At 55.1% G+C, this 17,657-nt stretch carries 14 protein-coding genes, 2 pseudogenes and 1 riboswitch; of the genes and pseudogenes, 13 read left to right on the plus strand and 3 right to left on the minus strand.

The genetic code is table 11. The annotated features are described in order from the left end of the window. Nucleotides 1-19: 19 nt before the first annotated feature. Entirely contained in the window at nucleotides 20-388 is a 369-nt protein-coding gene (locus CCB157_RS02840; RefSeq protein WP_077614417.1) for a VOC family protein, read from the minus strand. A gap of 137 nt (nucleotides 389-525) precedes the next feature. On the opposite strand from CCB157_RS02840, the gene ccpC reads away from it, so the two are divergent. The 6 genes and pseudogenes from ccpC to CCB157_RS02870 all read left to right on the plus strand — a co-directional run bounded on the left by ccpC (nucleotide 526) and on the right by CCB157_RS02870 (nucleotide 5,989). Beyond that, on the plus strand, nucleotides 526-1,413 hold the full coding sequence (gene ccpC / locus CCB157_RS02845; RefSeq protein ID WP_077614418.1) for a transcriptional regulator CcpC: 888 nt from the start codon (nucleotides 526-528) through the stop codon (nucleotides 1,411-1,413). A 56-nt stretch (nucleotides 1,414-1,469) separates the two neighbouring features. Continuing rightward, nucleotides 1,470-2,189 carry a 2,3,4,5-tetrahydropyridine-2,6-dicarboxylate N-acetyltransferase gene (dapD, locus tag CCB157_RS02850; RefSeq protein WP_077614419.1) on the plus strand — a complete coding sequence of 240 codons (720 nt, stop codon included), beginning with the start codon at nucleotides 1,470-1,472 and terminating at the stop codon, nucleotides 2,187-2,189. A gap of 132 nt (nucleotides 2,190-2,321) precedes the next feature. After that, nucleotides 2,322-3,530, plus strand: a complete 1,209-nt coding sequence (locus CCB157_RS02855) for an aspartate aminotransferase family protein (protein ID WP_238594573.1) — start codon at nucleotides 2,322-2,324, stop codon at nucleotides 3,528-3,530. Beyond that, a pseudogene (locus tag CCB157_RS02860) lies at nucleotides 3,527-4,662 on the plus strand (N-acetyldiaminopimelate deacetylase). Before CCB157_RS02855 ends, CCB157_RS02860 begins: the two are co-directional and overlap by 4 nt. A gap of 252 nt (nucleotides 4,663-4,914) precedes the next feature. Next, nucleotides 4,915-5,160, plus strand: coding sequence for a YkuS family protein (locus tag CCB157_RS02865; protein WP_077614421.1), 246 nt, complete (start codon nucleotides 4,915-4,917; stop codon nucleotides 5,158-5,160). 286 nt (nucleotides 5,161-5,446) lie between these two features. Then, nucleotides 5,447-5,989, plus strand: a complete 543-nt coding sequence (locus CCB157_RS02870) for a peroxiredoxin (RefSeq protein ID WP_077614422.1) — start codon at nucleotides 5,447-5,449, stop codon at nucleotides 5,987-5,989. Nucleotides 5,990-6,107: 118 nt separating this feature from the next. Here the strand turns inward: CCB157_RS02870 and CCB157_RS02875 are convergent, their stop codons facing one another. Both CCB157_RS02875 and CCB157_RS02880 read right to left on the minus strand, forming a co-directional pair. Further along, on the minus strand, nucleotides 6,108-6,347 hold the full coding sequence (locus CCB157_RS02875) for a hypothetical protein (RefSeq protein ID WP_143286903.1): 240 nt from the start codon (nucleotides 6,345-6,347) through the stop codon (nucleotides 6,108-6,110). Continuing rightward, nucleotides 6,320-7,132 (minus strand): annotated as a pseudogene (locus CCB157_RS02880) (alpha/beta fold hydrolase). The gene CCB157_RS02875 and the pseudogene CCB157_RS02880 overlap by 28 nt, the downstream one beginning before the upstream one ends. A 388-nt stretch (nucleotides 7,133-7,520) precedes the next feature. Here CCB157_RS02880 and CCB157_RS02885 point away from each other — a divergent pair. The 7 genes from CCB157_RS02885 to CCB157_RS02915 all read left to right on the plus strand — a co-directional run bounded on the left by CCB157_RS02885 (nucleotide 7,521) and on the right by CCB157_RS02915 (nucleotide 17,549). Further along, a complete protein-coding gene (locus CCB157_RS02885; RefSeq protein WP_077614424.1) occupies nucleotides 7,521-9,278 on the plus strand; it encodes an ABC transporter ATP-binding protein in 1,758 nt (585 codons plus the stop codon). 17 nt (nucleotides 9,279-9,295) lie between these two features. Next, entirely contained in the window at nucleotides 9,296-11,125 is a 1,830-nt protein-coding gene (locus tag CCB157_RS02890) for an ABC transporter ATP-binding protein (protein ID WP_193432243.1), read from the plus strand. A gap of 223 nt (nucleotides 11,126-11,348) precedes the next feature. Beyond that, nucleotides 11,349-11,535: riboswitch (cobalamin riboswitch) on the plus strand. A 124-nt stretch (nucleotides 11,536-11,659) separates the two neighbouring features. Next, a complete protein-coding gene (locus tag CCB157_RS02895) occupies nucleotides 11,660-13,513 on the plus strand; it encodes a DUF4430 domain-containing protein (RefSeq protein ID WP_077614425.1) in 1,854 nt (617 codons plus the stop codon). Between the two features lie 31 nt (nucleotides 13,514-13,544). Next, nucleotides 13,545-14,309, plus strand: a complete 765-nt coding sequence (locus CCB157_RS02900) for a DUF4430 domain-containing protein (protein WP_077614426.1) — start codon at nucleotides 13,545-13,547, stop codon at nucleotides 14,307-14,309. After that, nucleotides 14,306-15,181 carry an energy-coupling factor transporter transmembrane component T gene (locus CCB157_RS02905; protein ID WP_077614427.1) on the plus strand — a complete coding sequence of 292 codons (876 nt, stop codon included), beginning with the start codon at nucleotides 14,306-14,308 and terminating at the stop codon, nucleotides 15,179-15,181. Before CCB157_RS02900 ends, CCB157_RS02905 begins: the two co-directional genes overlap by 4 nt. After that, nucleotides 15,163-16,893, plus strand: coding sequence for an ABC transporter ATP-binding protein (locus tag CCB157_RS02910; protein WP_077614428.1), 1,731 nt, complete (start codon nucleotides 15,163-15,165; stop codon nucleotides 16,891-16,893). The genes CCB157_RS02905 and CCB157_RS02910 overlap by 19 nt, the downstream gene beginning before the upstream one ends. Continuing rightward, nucleotides 16,866-17,549: an ECF transporter S component gene (locus tag CCB157_RS02915; RefSeq protein ID WP_077614429.1), complete on the plus strand. Its 684-nt coding sequence runs from the start codon at nucleotides 16,866-16,868 to the stop codon at nucleotides 17,547-17,549. The genes CCB157_RS02910 and CCB157_RS02915 overlap by 28 nt, the downstream gene beginning before the upstream one ends. Nucleotides 17,550-17,657: the final 108 nt, after the last annotated feature.

A 17,657-nucleotide genomic window follows, 5' to 3' on the forward strand; every position in this document is an offset into this window, starting at 1 on the left:
GTTTTCGATCCCAAGCTGCTTAATCTTTTCGTTCGATGAATTCCGTGCGGTTGCCGAATGGATCGCGGATCGTAAAGCGCTCGGCGCCTGGGATCGGTTTTTCTTCCTGAATGGCGATTCCCTTTTCTTCGCAAAGCCGGCGCAACCGGGCGATGTCGCGCACGCGGAAGGCGACGTGGCGCTTGCCTTTTTCGCTTTCCATCGGTTCCGTCCCGATGTGGAGCTCCAATGCGCCGACGCGGTACCAGACGCCGCCGTTCGGCTTTAAACTGTCCGGTTTTTCGATTTCTTCAAGGCCGAGCCAGTCGCCGTAAAATGCCCGGGCCTTTTCTTCCTGGCCTACGGGAATCGTGATTTGCACATGATCGATCGCGAGGATGTCGCGCACGGTCGTCTCCTCCTTTACAGTTCAGCGAATTTCCTCTTTCTGTTCACGATTTCATCATACAGTCCCGCTTGTAAAAAGGAAAATCAATTATTATTATATTTTCTTATAAGAAAATATTATGAAAGGTGGAACCCGTGTTGCAACGCACCGATTGGCAAATCATCGTCGTCTTGGCCGAGGAAAAAAATATGCGAAGGGCGGCCGATCGTTTGTTCGTTTCCCAACCCGCTTTGAGCCAACGGTTGCAGTCCATCGAGGAGGACTGGGGCGTCCCCCTTTTCATACGCACGAAGCGCGGGCTCGTCATCACGCCGGAGGGTGAGAAAGTGGCGGCATTCGCCAAGAAAGTCATCGCCCAAGAGAATCATTTGCGCGAAGCCATTCAAACGAGCGAGGAGGACGTTTTCGGTACGCTGAAAATCGCCGTGGCGTCGATCGCCGGCCAATATTGGCTGCCGAAGGTGCTCAAAAAGTTCGTCACCCGCTACCCGCTCGTCAAAATTTCGCTCGTCACCGGGTGGTCGAGCGAAATCATGCGCCACATGTATGAGGACGACAGCCACATCGGGATCGTTCGCGGGGAAACGAAATGGCGCGGCCCAAAGATTCATTTGTTCAGCGATTCCCTCCATCTCGTCGATACCGAAATCGCTTCGCTCGATGAGCTGCACGGGAGTCAGAAGCCGTTTATTCAGTTCAAAAGCGATTCGACTTATTATCAAGTCATCCAAGACTGGTGGCACAACCATTTCAAAAAAGCCCCGGAGCGGACGATCGTCGTCGATCAAATCGAAACGTGCAAACAAATGGCGATCAACGGCATCGGCTACGCCATCCTCCCGTCCATCAGCTTGACGGAGAAGGAGCGGGGCATCCATAGAATTCCGTTAAAAGATAAAAACGGCGCGCCGCTCGCCCGCGACACGTGGCTCGTCGCCCACGAAGACGCGTTGAAATTGAAACAAGTGAAAGCTTTCGTCGATTTATTGATCTCGGACGAATCCTCCGATGGCTGCTGGCTCTGAATGGACTTTGCCGGTCGAATTCGGTAAGATAATAGCGTCTGAGGGAGGTCAACAAGATGAAACTGAAAGATGCAAATGAAATCATCGCCTTTATTCAAAACAGCGAGAAGAAGACTCCTGTTAAGGTCTACATAAAAGGCGATTTGGAAGGCATCGACTTTGGCCGCGATTCCAAAGCGTTCATCAACGGCCGAACGGGGGTCGTTTTCGGCGAATGGCAAACGATTCGCGAAGTTTTGGAAAAGCATGCCGGACAAATTGAGGATTATGTCGTTGAAAACGATCGGCGCCACTCGGCGATCCCGCTTCTGGACTTGAAAAATGTTCAAGCCCGGATTGAACCGGGAGCGATCATTCGCGATCAAGTCGAGATCGGCAAAAACGCCGTGATCATGATGGGTGCCGTCATCAACATCGGCGCGGTCATCGGCGAAGGCACGATGATCGACATGAACGCGGTGCTCGGCGGCCGGGCGACGGTCGGGAAAAACTGTCATGTCGGAGCCGGCGCGGTCTTGGCCGGCGTCATCGAACCGCCGTCGGCTCGGCCGGTCATATTGGAAGATGATGTGCTCGTCGGCGCGAACGCCGTCATTCTCGAAGGCGTCAAAGTCGGCAAAGGCGCGGTCGTCGCCGCCGGCGCGGTAGTGACGGAAGACGTTCCGCCGTACACGGTCGTTGCCGGCGTCCCGGCCCGTGTTATCAAACAGATCGATGAAAAAACCCGGGCAAAGACCGAAATCAAACAAGAGCTGCGCCAGTTGGCCGAAGAGTGAGGCTGACTGGGGCTGTTCCTTGTTTTTCATAAGCCACGGCAGGTTGGCTTCGTCCCGCAAGCCCGTGAAGGATCAGCGATAGAGAGGTTTTCGTCTGCAAGAAGTGTTTTTATTAAAAGGGAGATGCGCGGAGTGACCGATTGGAAACAACTTGATGAAACCTATCTCATGCCGACGTATGCGCACATAAAATTGCCGATCGCGATTGATAAGGGCGAGGGCAACTATTTGTATGATGTGGACGGCAAAAAATATCTCGATCTTTTTACCGGATTGGCGGTGAACATCCTCGGGCATTCCCACCCGAAAATCGTGGCCGCGCTGAAAGACCAAGGCGAACGGTTTTTGCACATTTCAAACGTCTATTTGAATGTGCCGGCGATCCGGCTCGCCCGGCGCTTGTCCGCACTGACCCTTAAAGGCAAAGTGTTTTTTGCGAATTCCGGCGCCGAAGCGACCGAAGCGGCGATCAAGTTGCTTCATAAATATCGCAAAAAAGTCGCGCCCGACCGCCGCGGGGTGATCGTGTTGAAAAACGGGTTTCACGGGCGGACGCTCGGCGCTTTGAAATTGACCCGCCAGCCCGGCGTTTATCAAGATTTCCCCGTGGCTGCCGTCGACGTGTTGGAAGTCGAACCGGGCAACCTCGAGGAATTGGATGCCGCCCTGGCGGAAAGACCGCTCGCCGTCTTGTTGGAACCGGTGCTCGGTTCGGGGGGCGTCATCCCCTTAAGCGATGACTATTTAAGGGAAGTTGAAAAACGCGCGCGCGCGGCGGGGGCCTTGGTTTGTATCGATGAAATACAGACGGGGATGGGCCGGACCGGTAAGCTTTTTGCTTATCAACATGCCGGCATCGAGCCGGATGTCATATTGTTCGCCAAAGGCATCGGCGGCGGGTTGCCCCTCGGCGGCATCGTCGCCAGACCGGAATGGTCGGACCTGTTCGGCCCGGGCGACCACGGAACGACGTTCGCGCCGTCGCCCGTCGCTTGCGCGCTCGGCAACGCGGTCCTCGATGTCTTGCTTGAAGACGGCTTGCTGGACGAAGCGGCGGAGACGATGAAGTATTTTTGGGAAAAACTCCGGCAACTGAAAGCGGATTGTCCGGCGATCGGCGAGATTCGCGGCCGGGGCTACATGGTCGGGATCACGACGTCCTTTGATGCCGACCGCGTCCGCCGGTTGCGCCTCGATCTTTTGCGGGACGGATTTCTCATCGATGTCACGCAAAAAACGATCATCCGCCTCTTGCCGCCTTTGACTTTGGGAAAAGCCGATATTGACCGGTTCATCGAGGCGCTGTCCGCGCGGTTGAACCAAATGAGTAAAGAGGGATGATCGCCTTGGCCATCGATTTAATCGCGACGCGCCGCGCTTTCCATAAGATTCCGGAACCCGGTTCCAAGAGGTCAAAACGCAGGCGCTCATTCTCGATACGTTGAAGCGCATGCCCCATCAAGAGCGGATGGCGATCCGGACATGGCGGACCGGCGTCATCGTCCGGATCACAGGGACGAATCCGCGGCGGACGATCGGTTATCGCGCCGATATCGACGGTTTGCCGATCTCGGAGGAAACCGGATATCCGTTCCGCTCGGAGCACGAAGGCTACATGCACGCGTGCGGCCATGATTTTCACATGACGATCGCCCTCGGCGCGATCGAGCGATGGTTGACCGAGCCGCCCCAAGATGACGTCGTCGTTCTTTTTCAACCGGCTGAGGAAGGGCCGGGCGGGGCGGTCCCGATGATGGCGAGTTCCGTGTTTCAAGAGTGGAAACCGGATAAAATCTTTGCGCTCCACATCGCGCCGGAGTATCCGACGGGCGTCGTCGCGGTGCGGGAAGGGCTGCTTTTCGCCAACACTTCGGAGCTCTTCATCGATTTCCGCGGCAAGGGCGGACACGCCGCTTATCCGCACACGGCCAATGACATGGTCGTGGCGGCGAGCCATTTCGTGACCGCCTTGCAATCCATCGTTTCGCGCCGCGTCGATCCGCTGGATGCTGCCGTCGTTACCATCGGAAAAATCAGCGGCGGGACGAAGCAAAACATCATTGCCGAAACCGCGCGTTTAGAAGGGACGATCCGTGCGCTCAAACCGGAAACGATGGCGGGGATCAAGCGGGAGATCGAAGCCTTCGCCGAAGGATTTTCGACCGCTTTCGGTTGCGACATTTCCATTGATTACGGTTCGAATTATTATCAGGTGTACAATGAACCGGAGGAAACGAAACGGTTCATCGAATATTGCCGGCAAGCCGGCCGTCCGGTCGTGGAATGTGAAGCCGCGATGACCGGCGAAGATTTCGGCTATTTTTTGAAACAGATCCCCGGGTTCATGTTTTGGCTCGGCGTCGACTCGGAGGCCGGACTCCATCATCCGAAGCTCATGCCTGATGAACGTGCGCTCGCCGCGGGAGTCGAGATCGTCGCGGGCTATATATATGAAGTCGGAAGGACCCGATGAGCGCCCCAAAGGCCCGTCGCGTTGATCGGACCGTGCGGTAAGCGCAGAGCCTGCCGCATGGATTCCATGGCGATGGGCGGTGTGAGAGCGGTCGTCCCAAGGAGATGCAGCGCCGCCATGATAGGAGCCGCCCTTAATGATGTGATTTTTCCGGAGCATATCTTTCGGCGCGGGTGGAAAACTAACAATGAGCCCCGCACGGGCGAAAGGTGTCGGCTCGGCAAGTCACATTTATTTTTGGGAGGACATATCATGGCAAAAATCGCTGTTGAAGAATCCTTGAGCGCGGTGCGCGCGGCGCTTGAGGAAAGAGGTTATGACGTCGTTACGCTTCGGTCGGAAAAAGACGCCGAGGGGTGCTTGGGCTGCGTCGTGACGGGCCAAGACGCCAACGTGTTGGGCGTTCAAGATGCGGTGATCGCCGGCCCGGTCATTGACGCCCGCGGCCTGAGCGCGGATGACGTCGTCAGGGAACTCGAGGAACGCATCAAGCATTAAAGGTTGCGTGAAAAAAGGCAGCTTCGGGCTGCTTTGGCCTATATTATTTTTTTATCTTCCATTATGTACGGTTTGGCTTGCGTGCGGGTGGCGTCAGCGTTCACCCGGCGCGGGCGCGCGCAAAAGACCGCCCCGGATGGGCGGCTTGCGCGGTTTGCCTAGTATTCAAAAAGAACCCGCGGATTCTTTGCGAGATCAATATGCTGCGGGATAGGATTTTAAAATCCGATCTTCGTCAATAATGAAAAACGATTGCTAGAACAGTGAGATCAGGAGGAATGGAGAAATGCCGGAACGCATGGTAGGAACACAAGCGCCGCGCTTTGAAATGGATGCGGTGATGCCAAATAAAGAATTCGGAAAGGTCAGCCTTGAGGAGAACATGCGGCGCGGGAAGTGGACGGTGCTGTTCTTCTATCCGATGGACTTTACTTTCGTCTGCCCGACGGAAATCACGGCGATGAGCGACCGGTATGAAGAGTTTGTTGATCTTGACGCCGAAGTCATCGGGGTTTCAACGGATACGATTCATACCCATCTCGCCTGGATCAAAACGCCGCGCGAAGAAAATGGGCTTGGCGATGTAAAATATCCGCTGGCCGCCGATACCAACCACGAAGTCTCGAAAAAGTACGGCGTGCTCATCGAAGAAGAAGGCGTCGCGCTCCGCGGTTTGTTCATCATCGATCCCGAAGGTGAACTGAAATATCAAGTCGTGCATCACAACAACATCGGCCGCGATGTCGATGAAGTTTTGCGCGTGCTTCAGGCGCTGCAAACCGGCGCCTTGTGCCCCGCCAACTGGCGGCCGGGACAAAAAACGCTGTAAGTTTGAGCGTTTGAAACATCTCGTCGCCGTTGCGGCGGCGGATTCCGACGTTTTTGGAAAAGCCGTCTCAAAAGTCCCGTTTCAGGGCTTTTGGGACGGCCATATTTTTTTCGGAGGTCTATTGAGATAAATTTAAAGATCCTTTATGCCGCTTATCTTTCGCAATTTTTTTGAAACGATTGGCGCGTTTGATCAACCTGCCGGCAATGCCCATCGGAACGCGTGCCACCGCTTTTTCTGTATGGCACTCTCCTAAATATTTTTTCGCAGAGTCTAATAAAAAACGCTTGATTTTCAGAAGCCGCTTCACAATGATCCTTAAAACTTTTTTTAAAACCGTTCCACCCGGTCCAGCCATTCATTGATCAACGCATGAAACAATTGCGGTTGTTCGATCTGCAGATTATGGCCGGCCAGATCGAGAACCGCGAACGTCGCGCGCGGGAATCGCTCCAAGATGCCATAGGCATCTCTATAGCCGACGGATGCGTCCTGTCTGCCGAGCAAAAAGACGCTTGGACGGTCAAATTCATGGCCATCCAATTCGAATGTGAACCCTTAATGTTGTTTGATTTTTTCAAGGAAGCGTTGGTCGGCGATGCGGCACCCCGATAAAATTTCTTCCCGATATCTGTTCCAGGTGGATTCATTCAACACGACACCCATCGAGGCGAAATCTTCGGCTTCTTCCTCAGACAAAGAGGATAAAAAGGCGTCATCTTTTTGCAAGATCGTATGATGAGGAACCGTTCGGTCTTCAAAGCGGGGAATGATCATCGGACATATAAAGGCGGCGCCTGAGACTTGTGCTCGGCGTTTGGCAATGATCCCTCTCGCCAAATAACCGCCATAAGATTCCCCGGCAATCAAGAAAGACGCTTGAGGCAGAGTCTTATCTATAAAAGCCAAAACCGCCTCCAACATGTCATCCGTCGTATCGATCCTCTCATAGTTCTTGCTTTGCCCCATGCCGGGAAGATCGATGTATATGCGTTTGTAACCTTCCCTTTCCTTGAAAATGGGCTCCATGCAACCGCTCATTAATCGATGGTCCGGGGAAAAACCGTGGATCATGAGGATCGGTTGTCCTTCTCCATAATCTTCGTAATAGATTTCGGCGGTGTTCACATGGCAATACGGCACAGGCATCCTCCTCGTCCTTTTTGCTTAACTATATACGAAAGCATGTTCGGTGTAAAGAAAAATCCTGATGGCATGAAGGGATCTTTTCGATAAGGGAAACCTCCCGTCCGGCATTCTCCGTTTGCCCCCAGTCTCATTCAATACTTATAGGAACGCTTCACGCCCGTTTTCAGCGTTCGTTTGGGCGAAGGAGAATGATCAAGTCAAAACGCGCGCAATTTTAAGCAATTCGTTAAAAAAATTACATTTTGACCGATAAATAATGATGAATCACTTTATATATCGGATAATTGTCTGATTTCATTCATTTGATGTATGGTTAATTATTTCGAAATCCGTTATATTAGGGGATGTTACAATTCGAGCGACAGAAATGGGTGGTGACAACATGGACACTTTTAAGCGTTTGAAAATGTTTTATTGGCCGCACAAACGGTATTTGTTCGGTTCTTTATTTTTTTTATTGTTCGTGACGGGCATCACCGTCGTTTATCCCGTCATTTTGCAGCAGACGATTGATAAAGTCATCGTCGATCGGAATTTCGGCTACGCCTCGGTGTTGGCCATCGGCTTCATCGTTCTCATGGCGATCAAGGGGATCGCGGTTTTTTTCCAACAATATCTCGGAAGCCTATTCGGCGTCCGAACCGTTTATGAACTGAGAAAAGCGCTGTATCGGAAACTGCAATATTTACCGTTCCGCTATTACGATAACGCCCGTACCGGCGATTTGATGTCGCGGTTGACCGCCGACGTCGAAGGCTTCCGCTTTTTTTTGTCCCAAGGATTTTCACAACTCTTTAACTTTTTTTTAATCATTACGTTCAGTTTGATCATCATGTTTTCTTATTCGGCAGTGCTGGCGGTCGTCACGTTGTTAATGACGCCGCCGCTCGCGGTGACCGTCTACAAATTTGATAAAAAGGTGCATCCGGCCTTCCGCAGCATTCGCCGCTCCATGGGCCGGCTGAACACGCGCGTCCAGGAAAACATCAGCGGCATGAGCACGGTCAAAGCGTTGGCGCAGGAAAACGAAGAGATCGACCGCTTTGCCGAATACAATACGGATTATAAAAATAAAGAAATTTATACGGCGATGATCTGGGCAAAGTATTTCCCGTTCATGGAGCTGATCGGCAACGTTTGCGTCGTCGTTCTCCTCGCCCTCGGCGGCACGTTGGTCATTAAAGGACAAATGCGGCCCGGCGAGCTCGTCGCCTTTTTTAGCTTGGTATGGTACATCATGGGCCCGCTCATGGATTTAGGGTTCATCATCAACCAGTTTTCCCAGGCGAAAGCCTCGGGCGAACGGCTCTTGCAAATCCTCGATGAACCGAGCGAAATCCATTCGCCGGAGCGGCCGCTCGAAAAAGACCGGATCGCCGGGCATGTCGAATTTCGCAACGTCTCGCTCCGTTATCCGAACGAGACGGCTTTTGCCTTGAAAGACGTCAGCTTTACGGCAAAACCCGGGCAAGTCATCGGCGTCATGGGCGCGACGGGCGCGGGCAAATCGAGCATCACCCACTTGATCGCGCGGTTTTATGATGCCACCTCGGGGGAAGTGCTGATCGACGGCGAACCCGTTCAGAAGTATTCGCTGAAAACGCTGCGGAAGAACATCGGGTTCGTCTTGCAGGAGACGTTCCTCTTTTCATCGAGCATCCGGGACAACATCGCCTACGGAAATCCTGATGCGACGGAGGAAGAAATCATCGAAGCGGCCAAGCGCGCCCAAGCGCACGAATTCATTTCGGAGCTGCCCGACGGTTATGATACGATCCTCGGCGAGCGCGGCCTCGGCTTATCCGGCGGCCAAAAGCAGCGGATCGCCATCGCCCGGGCGCTCTTGATCAACCCGAGCATCTTAATCCTCGATGATGCGACGAGCGCCGTCGACATGCAGACCGAAGCCAAGATTCAAAAGGCGTTCCGCGAATTGATGAAGGGACGGACGACGTTCATCATCGCCCACCGCATTTCATCGGTGCAGCACGCCGACGAAATCCTCGTTCTGGAAAACGGCCGCATCGCCGAACGCGGGACGCACGAGGCGCTCATTCAAAAAAGCGACGGGTTGTACCGCCGCATTTACGACATTCAGTACAAAGATCGCGATGCGTTTAAACTGTATCAAAATGCGTGACAGGGGGAGGGGCCTATATGGAGTTGGAGAAACCGGAGTCGAAATCGCTGGAGAATCGGGAGCGGTTTTATTACACCAGCGATCGCATCATCGAAAAACCGTTCAACTGGGCGCAATTGATGCGGCTTTTGACCTACCTGAAGCCCTATGCGACGACGCTCTTGGTCGGCGCGATCATCGCGCTTCTCATCAACACGGCGCTTCGGCTTTTCGTCCCGATCCTCATCGGGGTGTTCGCCTTTGACAAAGTGATCAAAAACGGCGACTTGCACGGGCTCTATTTGTTGGTCGGGGCGATCGCGGCGTGCTATTTCGCTTCATACGTGTGCAACTTTTTCCGGATCAATTTGACGAACCGGCTCGGTCAATATGTCATCTATGATTTGCGGAAAACGCTGTTCAACCACGTTCAATTTTTGTCGCACCGCTTTTTCAATTCGCGCTCGGCCGGATCGATTCTCGTGCGCATCATCAACGACGTCAACAGTTTGCAAGATTTGTTTACCAGCGGCGTCATCAATACGATGACCGACCTGTTGATGCTCGGGGGCATTATCGTCATCTTATTTTCTTTGAGCTGGAAATTGGCGATCGCGGTCATGCTCATCATCCCGGCCATGTTTTTCTTATCGACGAAGTTTCGCCGCACGATCCGACGCGCCTGGCAAGTGGTGCGCGCGAAGCAGTCGAAATTGAATTCCCATTTGAACGAAAGTTTGCAAGGCATTCGCGTGACGCAATCTTTTACGCAGGAAATCAACAACCGCGCGTTCTTTGACGGCGTCAACTACGAAGCTTTTGAGAGCATGCGGATCGCCAACAAAAAGAACGCCGCTTTCCGGCCGTTTGTGGAGATGTCCAACGCCATCGGTTCGGCCATCTTGATCTGGTTCGGTTCTTATTTGATTTTGCACGCGGATCTGTCGACGGGCGTTTTCGTTTCCTTCGCCTTTTATCTCGGGATGTTCTGGGATCCGATCTCGCGGCTCGGGCAGACGTACAACCAATTGCTCGTGGCGATGGCTTCGTCGGAACGGATTTTTGAATTTCTCGACGAAAGGCCGAATGTCGTCGACGTGGAACGGCCGGTGAGCATGGAGCACATCAAGGGGACCATCGATTTCGAAGACGTCCGTTTTACCTATGATGATAAGCGCGAAGCTTTAAAAGGCATCAATCTCCACATCGCAGCGGGTGAGACGGTCGCTCTCGTCGGCCACACCGGTTCAGGCAAATCGACGATCGCCAATTTGATCGCCCGGTTTTACGACCCGACATCCGGCGCGGTGAAGTTCGACGGCATCGATATTCGCCGCATCAAACTCAGCGAATTGCGGGCGAACGTTTCCACCGTCATCCAGGAAACCTTCATCTTTTCGGGAACGATCATGGAAAACATCCGGTTCGGGCGGCCCGATGCGACCGAAGAGGAAGTGATCGCCGCCGCCCGGGCGGTCGGCGCACATGCTTTTATTGAACGGCTCGCGAACGGTTACCAAACCGAAGTGGAAGAACGGGGCAACGCGCTGTCCGTCGGGGAGCGGCAATTGCTCTCCTTTGCGCGGGCGCTGCTGGCGAATCCGAAGATTTTGATTCTTGATGAAGCGACGTCAAGCATCGATACCGAAGCCGAGTTGAAAATTCAAGAGGCGATGAAGAAGCTGCTTGAAGGACGGACGTCGATCGTCATCGCCCATCGGCTGTCCACGATTCGCGATGCGGACAAAATCGTCGTTTTGGAAAACGGGGAAATTCTTGAGCAAGGCACGCACGATGAGCTGATGAGAAGACGCGGCAAATATTATCAACTCGTCCTCAGCCAATTCAACGCGCTTGAAGCGGTGTGAGGGCCGGTGCCCGGGTTTTCATGAAACCCGGGTTGCTCGTTTTCCGGGATCGGTTTCGGGCCGCGCTTCAACCAAAACAAGGCTTCGGAATGGCTAAAATGACGAAAAAGCGGCGTCCCGTTGCCCGTTCGCATCGGTCGGTGAAGGCCAGCGGCGGCGCGGCTTTTTTCTTTTATATTGACGCTTGGAAAACGGAGATTTATGATGAGGTTGGAGTCAATTGCATACGTGAATCAAAACGGGTTGGCGTCGACGCACGTCGCGCCATGAAAAGGGAAGTCCGGTGAAAATCCGGCGCGGTCCCGCCACTGTGAATGGGAGCCGCCTGCACGATGCCACTGTCTTCGGACGGGAAGGCGCAGGGGGCGATGATCATGAGCCAGGAGACCTGCCCGTTTTGAAACACCGAAGGACCTACGAGGATAGGGAGGTGTGTCCAAAGGCTTTTTACGGCCGTCAAGGCTCGTTTTGGCATCTCCTTCGGGAGATGTTTTTCTTTTAATTCCGACTATATTTAATAGCGAGGTGACACGCATGCACCGATTGCGGAAGACGGCGATTTTAATGTTGGCGCTCGTCCTCGTCCTTTTTCAATGGGCGGCGCTGAGTCCGCACGCCCGCGCGAAAGCGGTCGATCCGGCGGTGACGGTTTCCGCGCAAACCTTGGACGGCAAAGACGTCCTCGCCATGACCGCCGTGCCGATCAAAGACGGGGACACGGCATTTGATGTTTTGAAAAAAGCCGCGGAACAGCAAAAGCTGGATTTTCGATATACGGAATATTCTTTTGGCGTAACGATCGATCAAATCGGAACGATCGCACCGAAATGGGATCCCGACCATGAATATTGGGGATTTTTTATAAACGGAAAATATAGTGATCTCGGCGCTTCTTCCTACAAAGTCAAGCCCGGGGACGATGTGCTTTTCAAGGTGGTCAAAGATGAGCCCGAAAAGATCCCCGTTACGGTCACCATAAAAGGGAAAGATGTGCCCGACAAATATGTGGATCAAACGGTGGAAGTCGCCGCGGGCAGCAACGTCTACGATGCCGTTAAGCTCGCCTTTGGCGACGACGTGCAGGCATCGATCGACGATCAATATTTCGCATATATAAATAACATCGGCGGCTTGTTGAAAAAAGACCAATATTTTTGGATATCGGTCAACGGCAAGGACTTGAGCAGCGGTGTTTCCTCGACCCCGGTTCATGCCGGAGACAAGATCACCCTTGAAATCCGCGATTTACAAGGAGGGTCCGGCGACGGCGCGAACGGCGGCGGCTCCGGCGGAGCCAATCCGCCGGCGGATCAAGGCGGCTCAAACGGGCAGCCGGCCAATCATAGCGGCATTTCGGCCGGCGTTTTGCAATCGGCCATTCAGCGCGGCTTTGATTATCTCCTTGCCCATGAGAAAGCCGGAGCGCTCGATTTTTACGGAGCGATGGCGCTCGCCCAATCCGGCAAAAGCGTTCCGCCTTCTTTCATCAACCGTGTGACGGCCGACCTTGCGGCGAATCAAGGCGTTTTTCGCAACGTCACCGATTATGAAAAATACGCGCTCGCCGTCACGGCCGCGGGCTATGATGCCACGAATTTCCACGGCTATCGCCTCATCGAAAACATTTATAATAACCCGCGCTTGACCAATCAAGGAACGAACGGCGTCATCTTCGCCTTGCTCGCGCTCGACAGCGGCCATTACAACGTGCCGGCGGACGCGAAATGGACGCGGTCCAAGCTCGTCGATACAATCTTGAAAGCACAAAACGCCGATGGCGGCTGGGCGTGGGCCGGCTCGCAGTCCAGCGTCGATATGACGGCGATGGCGATCTCAGCGCTGGCGCCTTACAAAACCCAATCGTCCGTTCAATCGGCGATCGCCAAGGCGGTTCATTGGCTATCCGCCAAACAAGATGAGAACGGCGGTTTTCAAGATGCGTTCAACGGCGGAGACACAAGCGAATCGACCGCCCAAGTCATCGCCGCATTGACCGCGGCGGGAATCGACCCGGCCGGCTCCGAGTTTACGAAAGCGAAGGGGAATCCGGTCAGCCACCTCTTGAAGTTTCAACGGCCGGACGGCGGTTTCAGCCACGTCAGCGGCGACGCGTCCAGTCCGATGTCGACCAATCAGGCGGTGTTCGCCCTCGTCAGCTATCAACGATTCCTTAAAGGAGCGGGTTCGGTTTTTCAATTTACCCATGATGCCGGCGCGTTGAAAAAAGCGTCCGGTGCCGTTCACGCCGCCCCTTCCCACAAAGGCGAAGGGCGACCGCTCCCGGATACGGCCGGATCCGCCTATAATTGGCTCGTTGCCGGCGCTTGTTTGCTCGCGCTCGGTGCGCTGATCCTCTTCGGCGTTCAGAAGAGACGGCAAAGCCTCTAGAAGTATCAAAAGCATTCGGGGGGAGTCCGCGATGAAACGATGGCGCAGATGGGCCGCGCTTTTGACCGCCATTTTCTTGCTGGCCGGAATGACGGCCTGCCAAGCCGATCCGGTGGGCGGCCCGTCGAACCATGCCGATGGGCCAAAGGCCGAAGTGAAGAAACATGACGGCCAGACAAAGGCGGAAGCGCCCCATACCAAAAAAAAGGAGACCGTAAAGAACAGCCGGCAAACCGAGCCGGGGCAATCCAAAACGACGCAAACTAAGACGACGCGCGCGGACGACACCAAGACCGATTCGGGCCAAGCCCAAACGGCGTCCACGCCTTCGGCGCCGGCTTCCGCGCCGAAGGCACGCGCTTCAACGCCAGAAAAACAAAACGGCGATCAAGCCCATGCCGCAAAATCACCGGCACCCGCCCAGGCAAAAACAAAAGCGGCTCGATCCAGCCCTGCGGAGACGGTGACGGTTTCCATCATCGGCCTGGGCGGCAAGCCGATCGTCGCCGCGACGAAAACCGACTATAAACCGGGCGAAACGGTGCTTGACGCGACGCTCGCCATTGCCAATTCAAAGCATATAGCCGTCGATTGCGATGGACGAGGTGTTTTTGCGTATGTCAAAGGGATTAACGGGCTATATGAATTTGATAAAGGTCCGAAAAGCGGTTGGCTCGTCATGAAAAACGGACAGTTGCTCCATCGCAGTGCGGGGGCCGAGAAGCTGAAGCCGGGCGACGTCGTCAAATGGTTTTATACCACCGACTATACGAAAGCCGGAGGATCGGGGTCATGAATGGCGGGATGAACACCTTTCACCCCGCCGTCCCCTTCTTTTTTTATGCGGGCGGGGCGGTGCTCATCATGGTCGCCCGCCATCCGGTTTTTTTGGCGACGATCTTGCTCGTTCTCATCGGGCACAGCCTTGTCATGGACCGCGGCCGGACGCTGCGGCGCTGGTGGGGGGCGATCGTGCTGATGAGCGGTTTTTTTCTCGTCATCACGCCGCTCGTCAACCGGCTCGGCACTCACATTTTATTTTATTTCAACGGCCGGCCCGTGCTTGAAGAAGCCGTTTATCAGGGCGTGATGACGGCGCTGTCGCTCGCGGCCCTTCTGGTGCTCTTTCTGAATTATAATCAAGTGATCACGGCCGAGAAGTTTCTCTTTTTGTTCGGGAAACTGCCGCAGTGGGCGTTGGTTGCGACGCTGGCCGTTCGTTTCGTCCCGGAATTGCAGCGCCGCCTCGGCGATATTCAAACCGTTCAACGGGCGCGCGGATTATCCGTCACGGCCGGCCCGCTTCAGGCGAGATTGAAAAACGGATTGGCGCTCGTTCAAATGCTTTTGACGCTTTCGCTTGAAGAAGCGCTGCAAACCGCCGATTCCATGAAGGCGCGCGGCTACGGAACGGGCAAACGGTCGCAGTACAACCCTTACCGCTTCCGGCCCGCCGATCGCTTGGCGTTGCTCTTTCTCGCGGCGGTCTTTGGCCTCGCGCTGTTCGGATGGCGTCTCGGCGACTTGGTGCTCACGCTCCGGCCCGTCCTGGAACCCGTGTTTCTTCACGGCCGGGAATGGTTTTATCTCTTCGTCGTCGGCGTCTATTTTGGCTTTCCGTTGTTCATCGAGGGAAGGGAGGCGTGGAGATGGCGCTCTTGGAAGTGAAAGATCTCTGGTTCACATACCCGGAAGAAAAACGGCCGGCTCTTGCCGATGTGTCCTTCGCCGTCGATGCGGGGGAGTTCGTCGCCCTTTGTGGTCCGTCGGGAAGCGGGAAATCGACGTTGCTCCGCTTGCTGAAACCGGAAATCAGCCCGTACGGCCGGCGGTCGGGCGCGATTTTTTATGACGGTTCGCCGCTTGCCGACATTCCGCCGGCCCGATGTGCGCGGGACATCGGCTTTGTCTTTCAAGATCCGGACAACCAGATCGCGATGGATCGCGTGCTGGGAGAATTAGTGTTCGGCCTTGAAAACCTGGGAATGGACACCGGGATGATGCGGCGGCGCGTCGCGGAAATCGTCCATTTTTTCGGGCTGGAGCCGCTTCTGGACCGGAAAACCCATGAATTGTCCGGCGGGCAAAAACAGATGGTCAATCTCGCCGCGGTGTTGATGATGGAACCGCGCATCCTTTTGTTGGACGAACCGACGGCGCAATTGGATCCCGTCAGCGCCAAGGATTTTTTCAATATGCTGCGGCGGATGAACGAGGAGCTCGGCATCACCGTCCTCATCGCCGAACACCGGCTGGAGGACGTCTGGCCGCTCGCCGATCGCGTCATCATGCTGGAGGACGGACGCCTCCGCCACGTCGGTAAGCCCCGCGAGGTGATCGGAAAGCTTTTTGCCGAGGGCGATGTAAGTTTCATCGATTATCTGCCCCGGGCCAGCGTGCTGTACCGCCAATTCACCGTAGAGGCGGAGCGGGAGCGGATCCCGATCACGGTGAAGGAAGCGAAGCGCTGGCTTGCCGGATTGACCGTGGTTGAGAAGGCGGAGGGACGCTCAATAAAGGATCCCTGTGTCAACGAATGTCCGGATTCCGAAAACGCCGCATCCGCTGGGAGGTTCAAGGCCGAGGCACGCCGCCGGCGCGAGGCGCCGGTGCTCGAAGCCAGAGCGGTGCGCTTCCATTATCGAAAAAACGATCCGCCGGTGCTCAATCATTTGTCGTTGAAAATTGACGTCGGTGAGCGGCTGGCGATCGTCGGCGGAAACGGCACGGGAAAATCGACGTTGATCAAAACGTTGGCCGGGCTTCTGACGCCCCAGAGCGGGACGATTTGGTTTAAAGGAAAAAAAATCAAAAGCGAACCGCCGGAAGCGATTGGCTATTTGCCGCAGAATCCGAAGCTCTTTTTTATGGAGGAGACGGTCGAAGACGCTTATCGGCATGCGCTGGAGCGGGGCGGGACGAGCCCTGCGTTGCTGGAGGACTATTTGAACTTTTTTGAGATCGGGCACTTGACCGCCCGCCATCCTTATGATTTGAGCGACGGAGAACTGCAAAAGGTCGTTCTCGTTTGCCTCTTGCTGGAGCGTCCAGACGTGCTCTTGATCGATGAACCGACCAAAGGACTGGATCCGGCGGTGAAAAAACGCTTCGGGAAGCTGTTGAAAACGCTGAACCAAGAAGAAGGCTTGACGGTTGTTTTTGTGACTCACGACATCGAATTCGCCGCTCAAGTCGCGACGCGTTGCGCGATGATGTTCCGCGGGGAAATCACCGCGGAAGGCGATCCCCATGCGTTTTTCACCGGAAACGCGTTTTACACGACCGCCGTCGGCCGCATAACGAGAGGGGCAGGCGTTCCGGAAGTGTTGACGCCCGAGGAGGCGAAAAAGCGATGGCTCGTGGCCAAGGATGGATCGTAGCTTGTACGCTGGCGGCCGTCGCGCTCGTCATCGCTTTCAGCGCGCTCAAGGTCGACAACTATTTCTTCATCAGCGCCGTTCTCTTGGTTTTGGGGATCGCGCCGTTTTTCATCCGCTTCGAGCGCCGGCGCATCGACGGCCGCGAGCTCGTTTTCATCGCGATGCTCGCCGCGATCGCGGCCGTGAGCCGCGTGCCGTTCGCGCCGATACCGAGCGTGCAGCCGACGACCTTTGTCATCATCATGAGCGGGCTGGCCTTTGGGGCTGAGAGCGGCTTCGTCGTCGGGGCGCTCGCCGCGATCGTTTCCAACTTGTTCTTGGGACAAGGTCCGTGGACGCCGTGGCAGATGACGGCGTGGGGCTTAATCGGGGCGGCGAGCGGCGGGCTGCGCCATACCGCTTTGATGCGCGGGCGGTGGGGGCGGTGTCTCTTTGGCTTTGTGGCCGGTTTTTTATTCGGCTGGTTTATGAATGTGTCGGTCATGTTTACATTGGGCGCTGTTGGTCCCGGGGAAATCGTCAGTTTATGCGCCGCGTCGTTTTTTTTCGATCTCGCCCACGCGTTATCCAACGTCTTCTTTCTCTATTTCTTCGGAAACGGTTGGCTGCGGGTTTTGCATCGTTTTAAAAGAAAATACGGGCTGCTCGACCGCTAATCAAAGAGCGGCACCCGATGACGGGCCCCCTCTCTCCGGAGACGGGGGCTTTTCATGGCCGCCTGCCGTTGGTGGATAAGGCGAACGCGGAAAAAAGGCCGAACGGAT

This window comes from Caenibacillus caldisaponilyticus, assembly GCF_002003465.1.
Taxonomy (GTDB): Bacteria; Bacillota; Bacilli; order Bacillales; family Sporolactobacillaceae; genus Caenibacillus; species Caenibacillus caldisaponilyticus.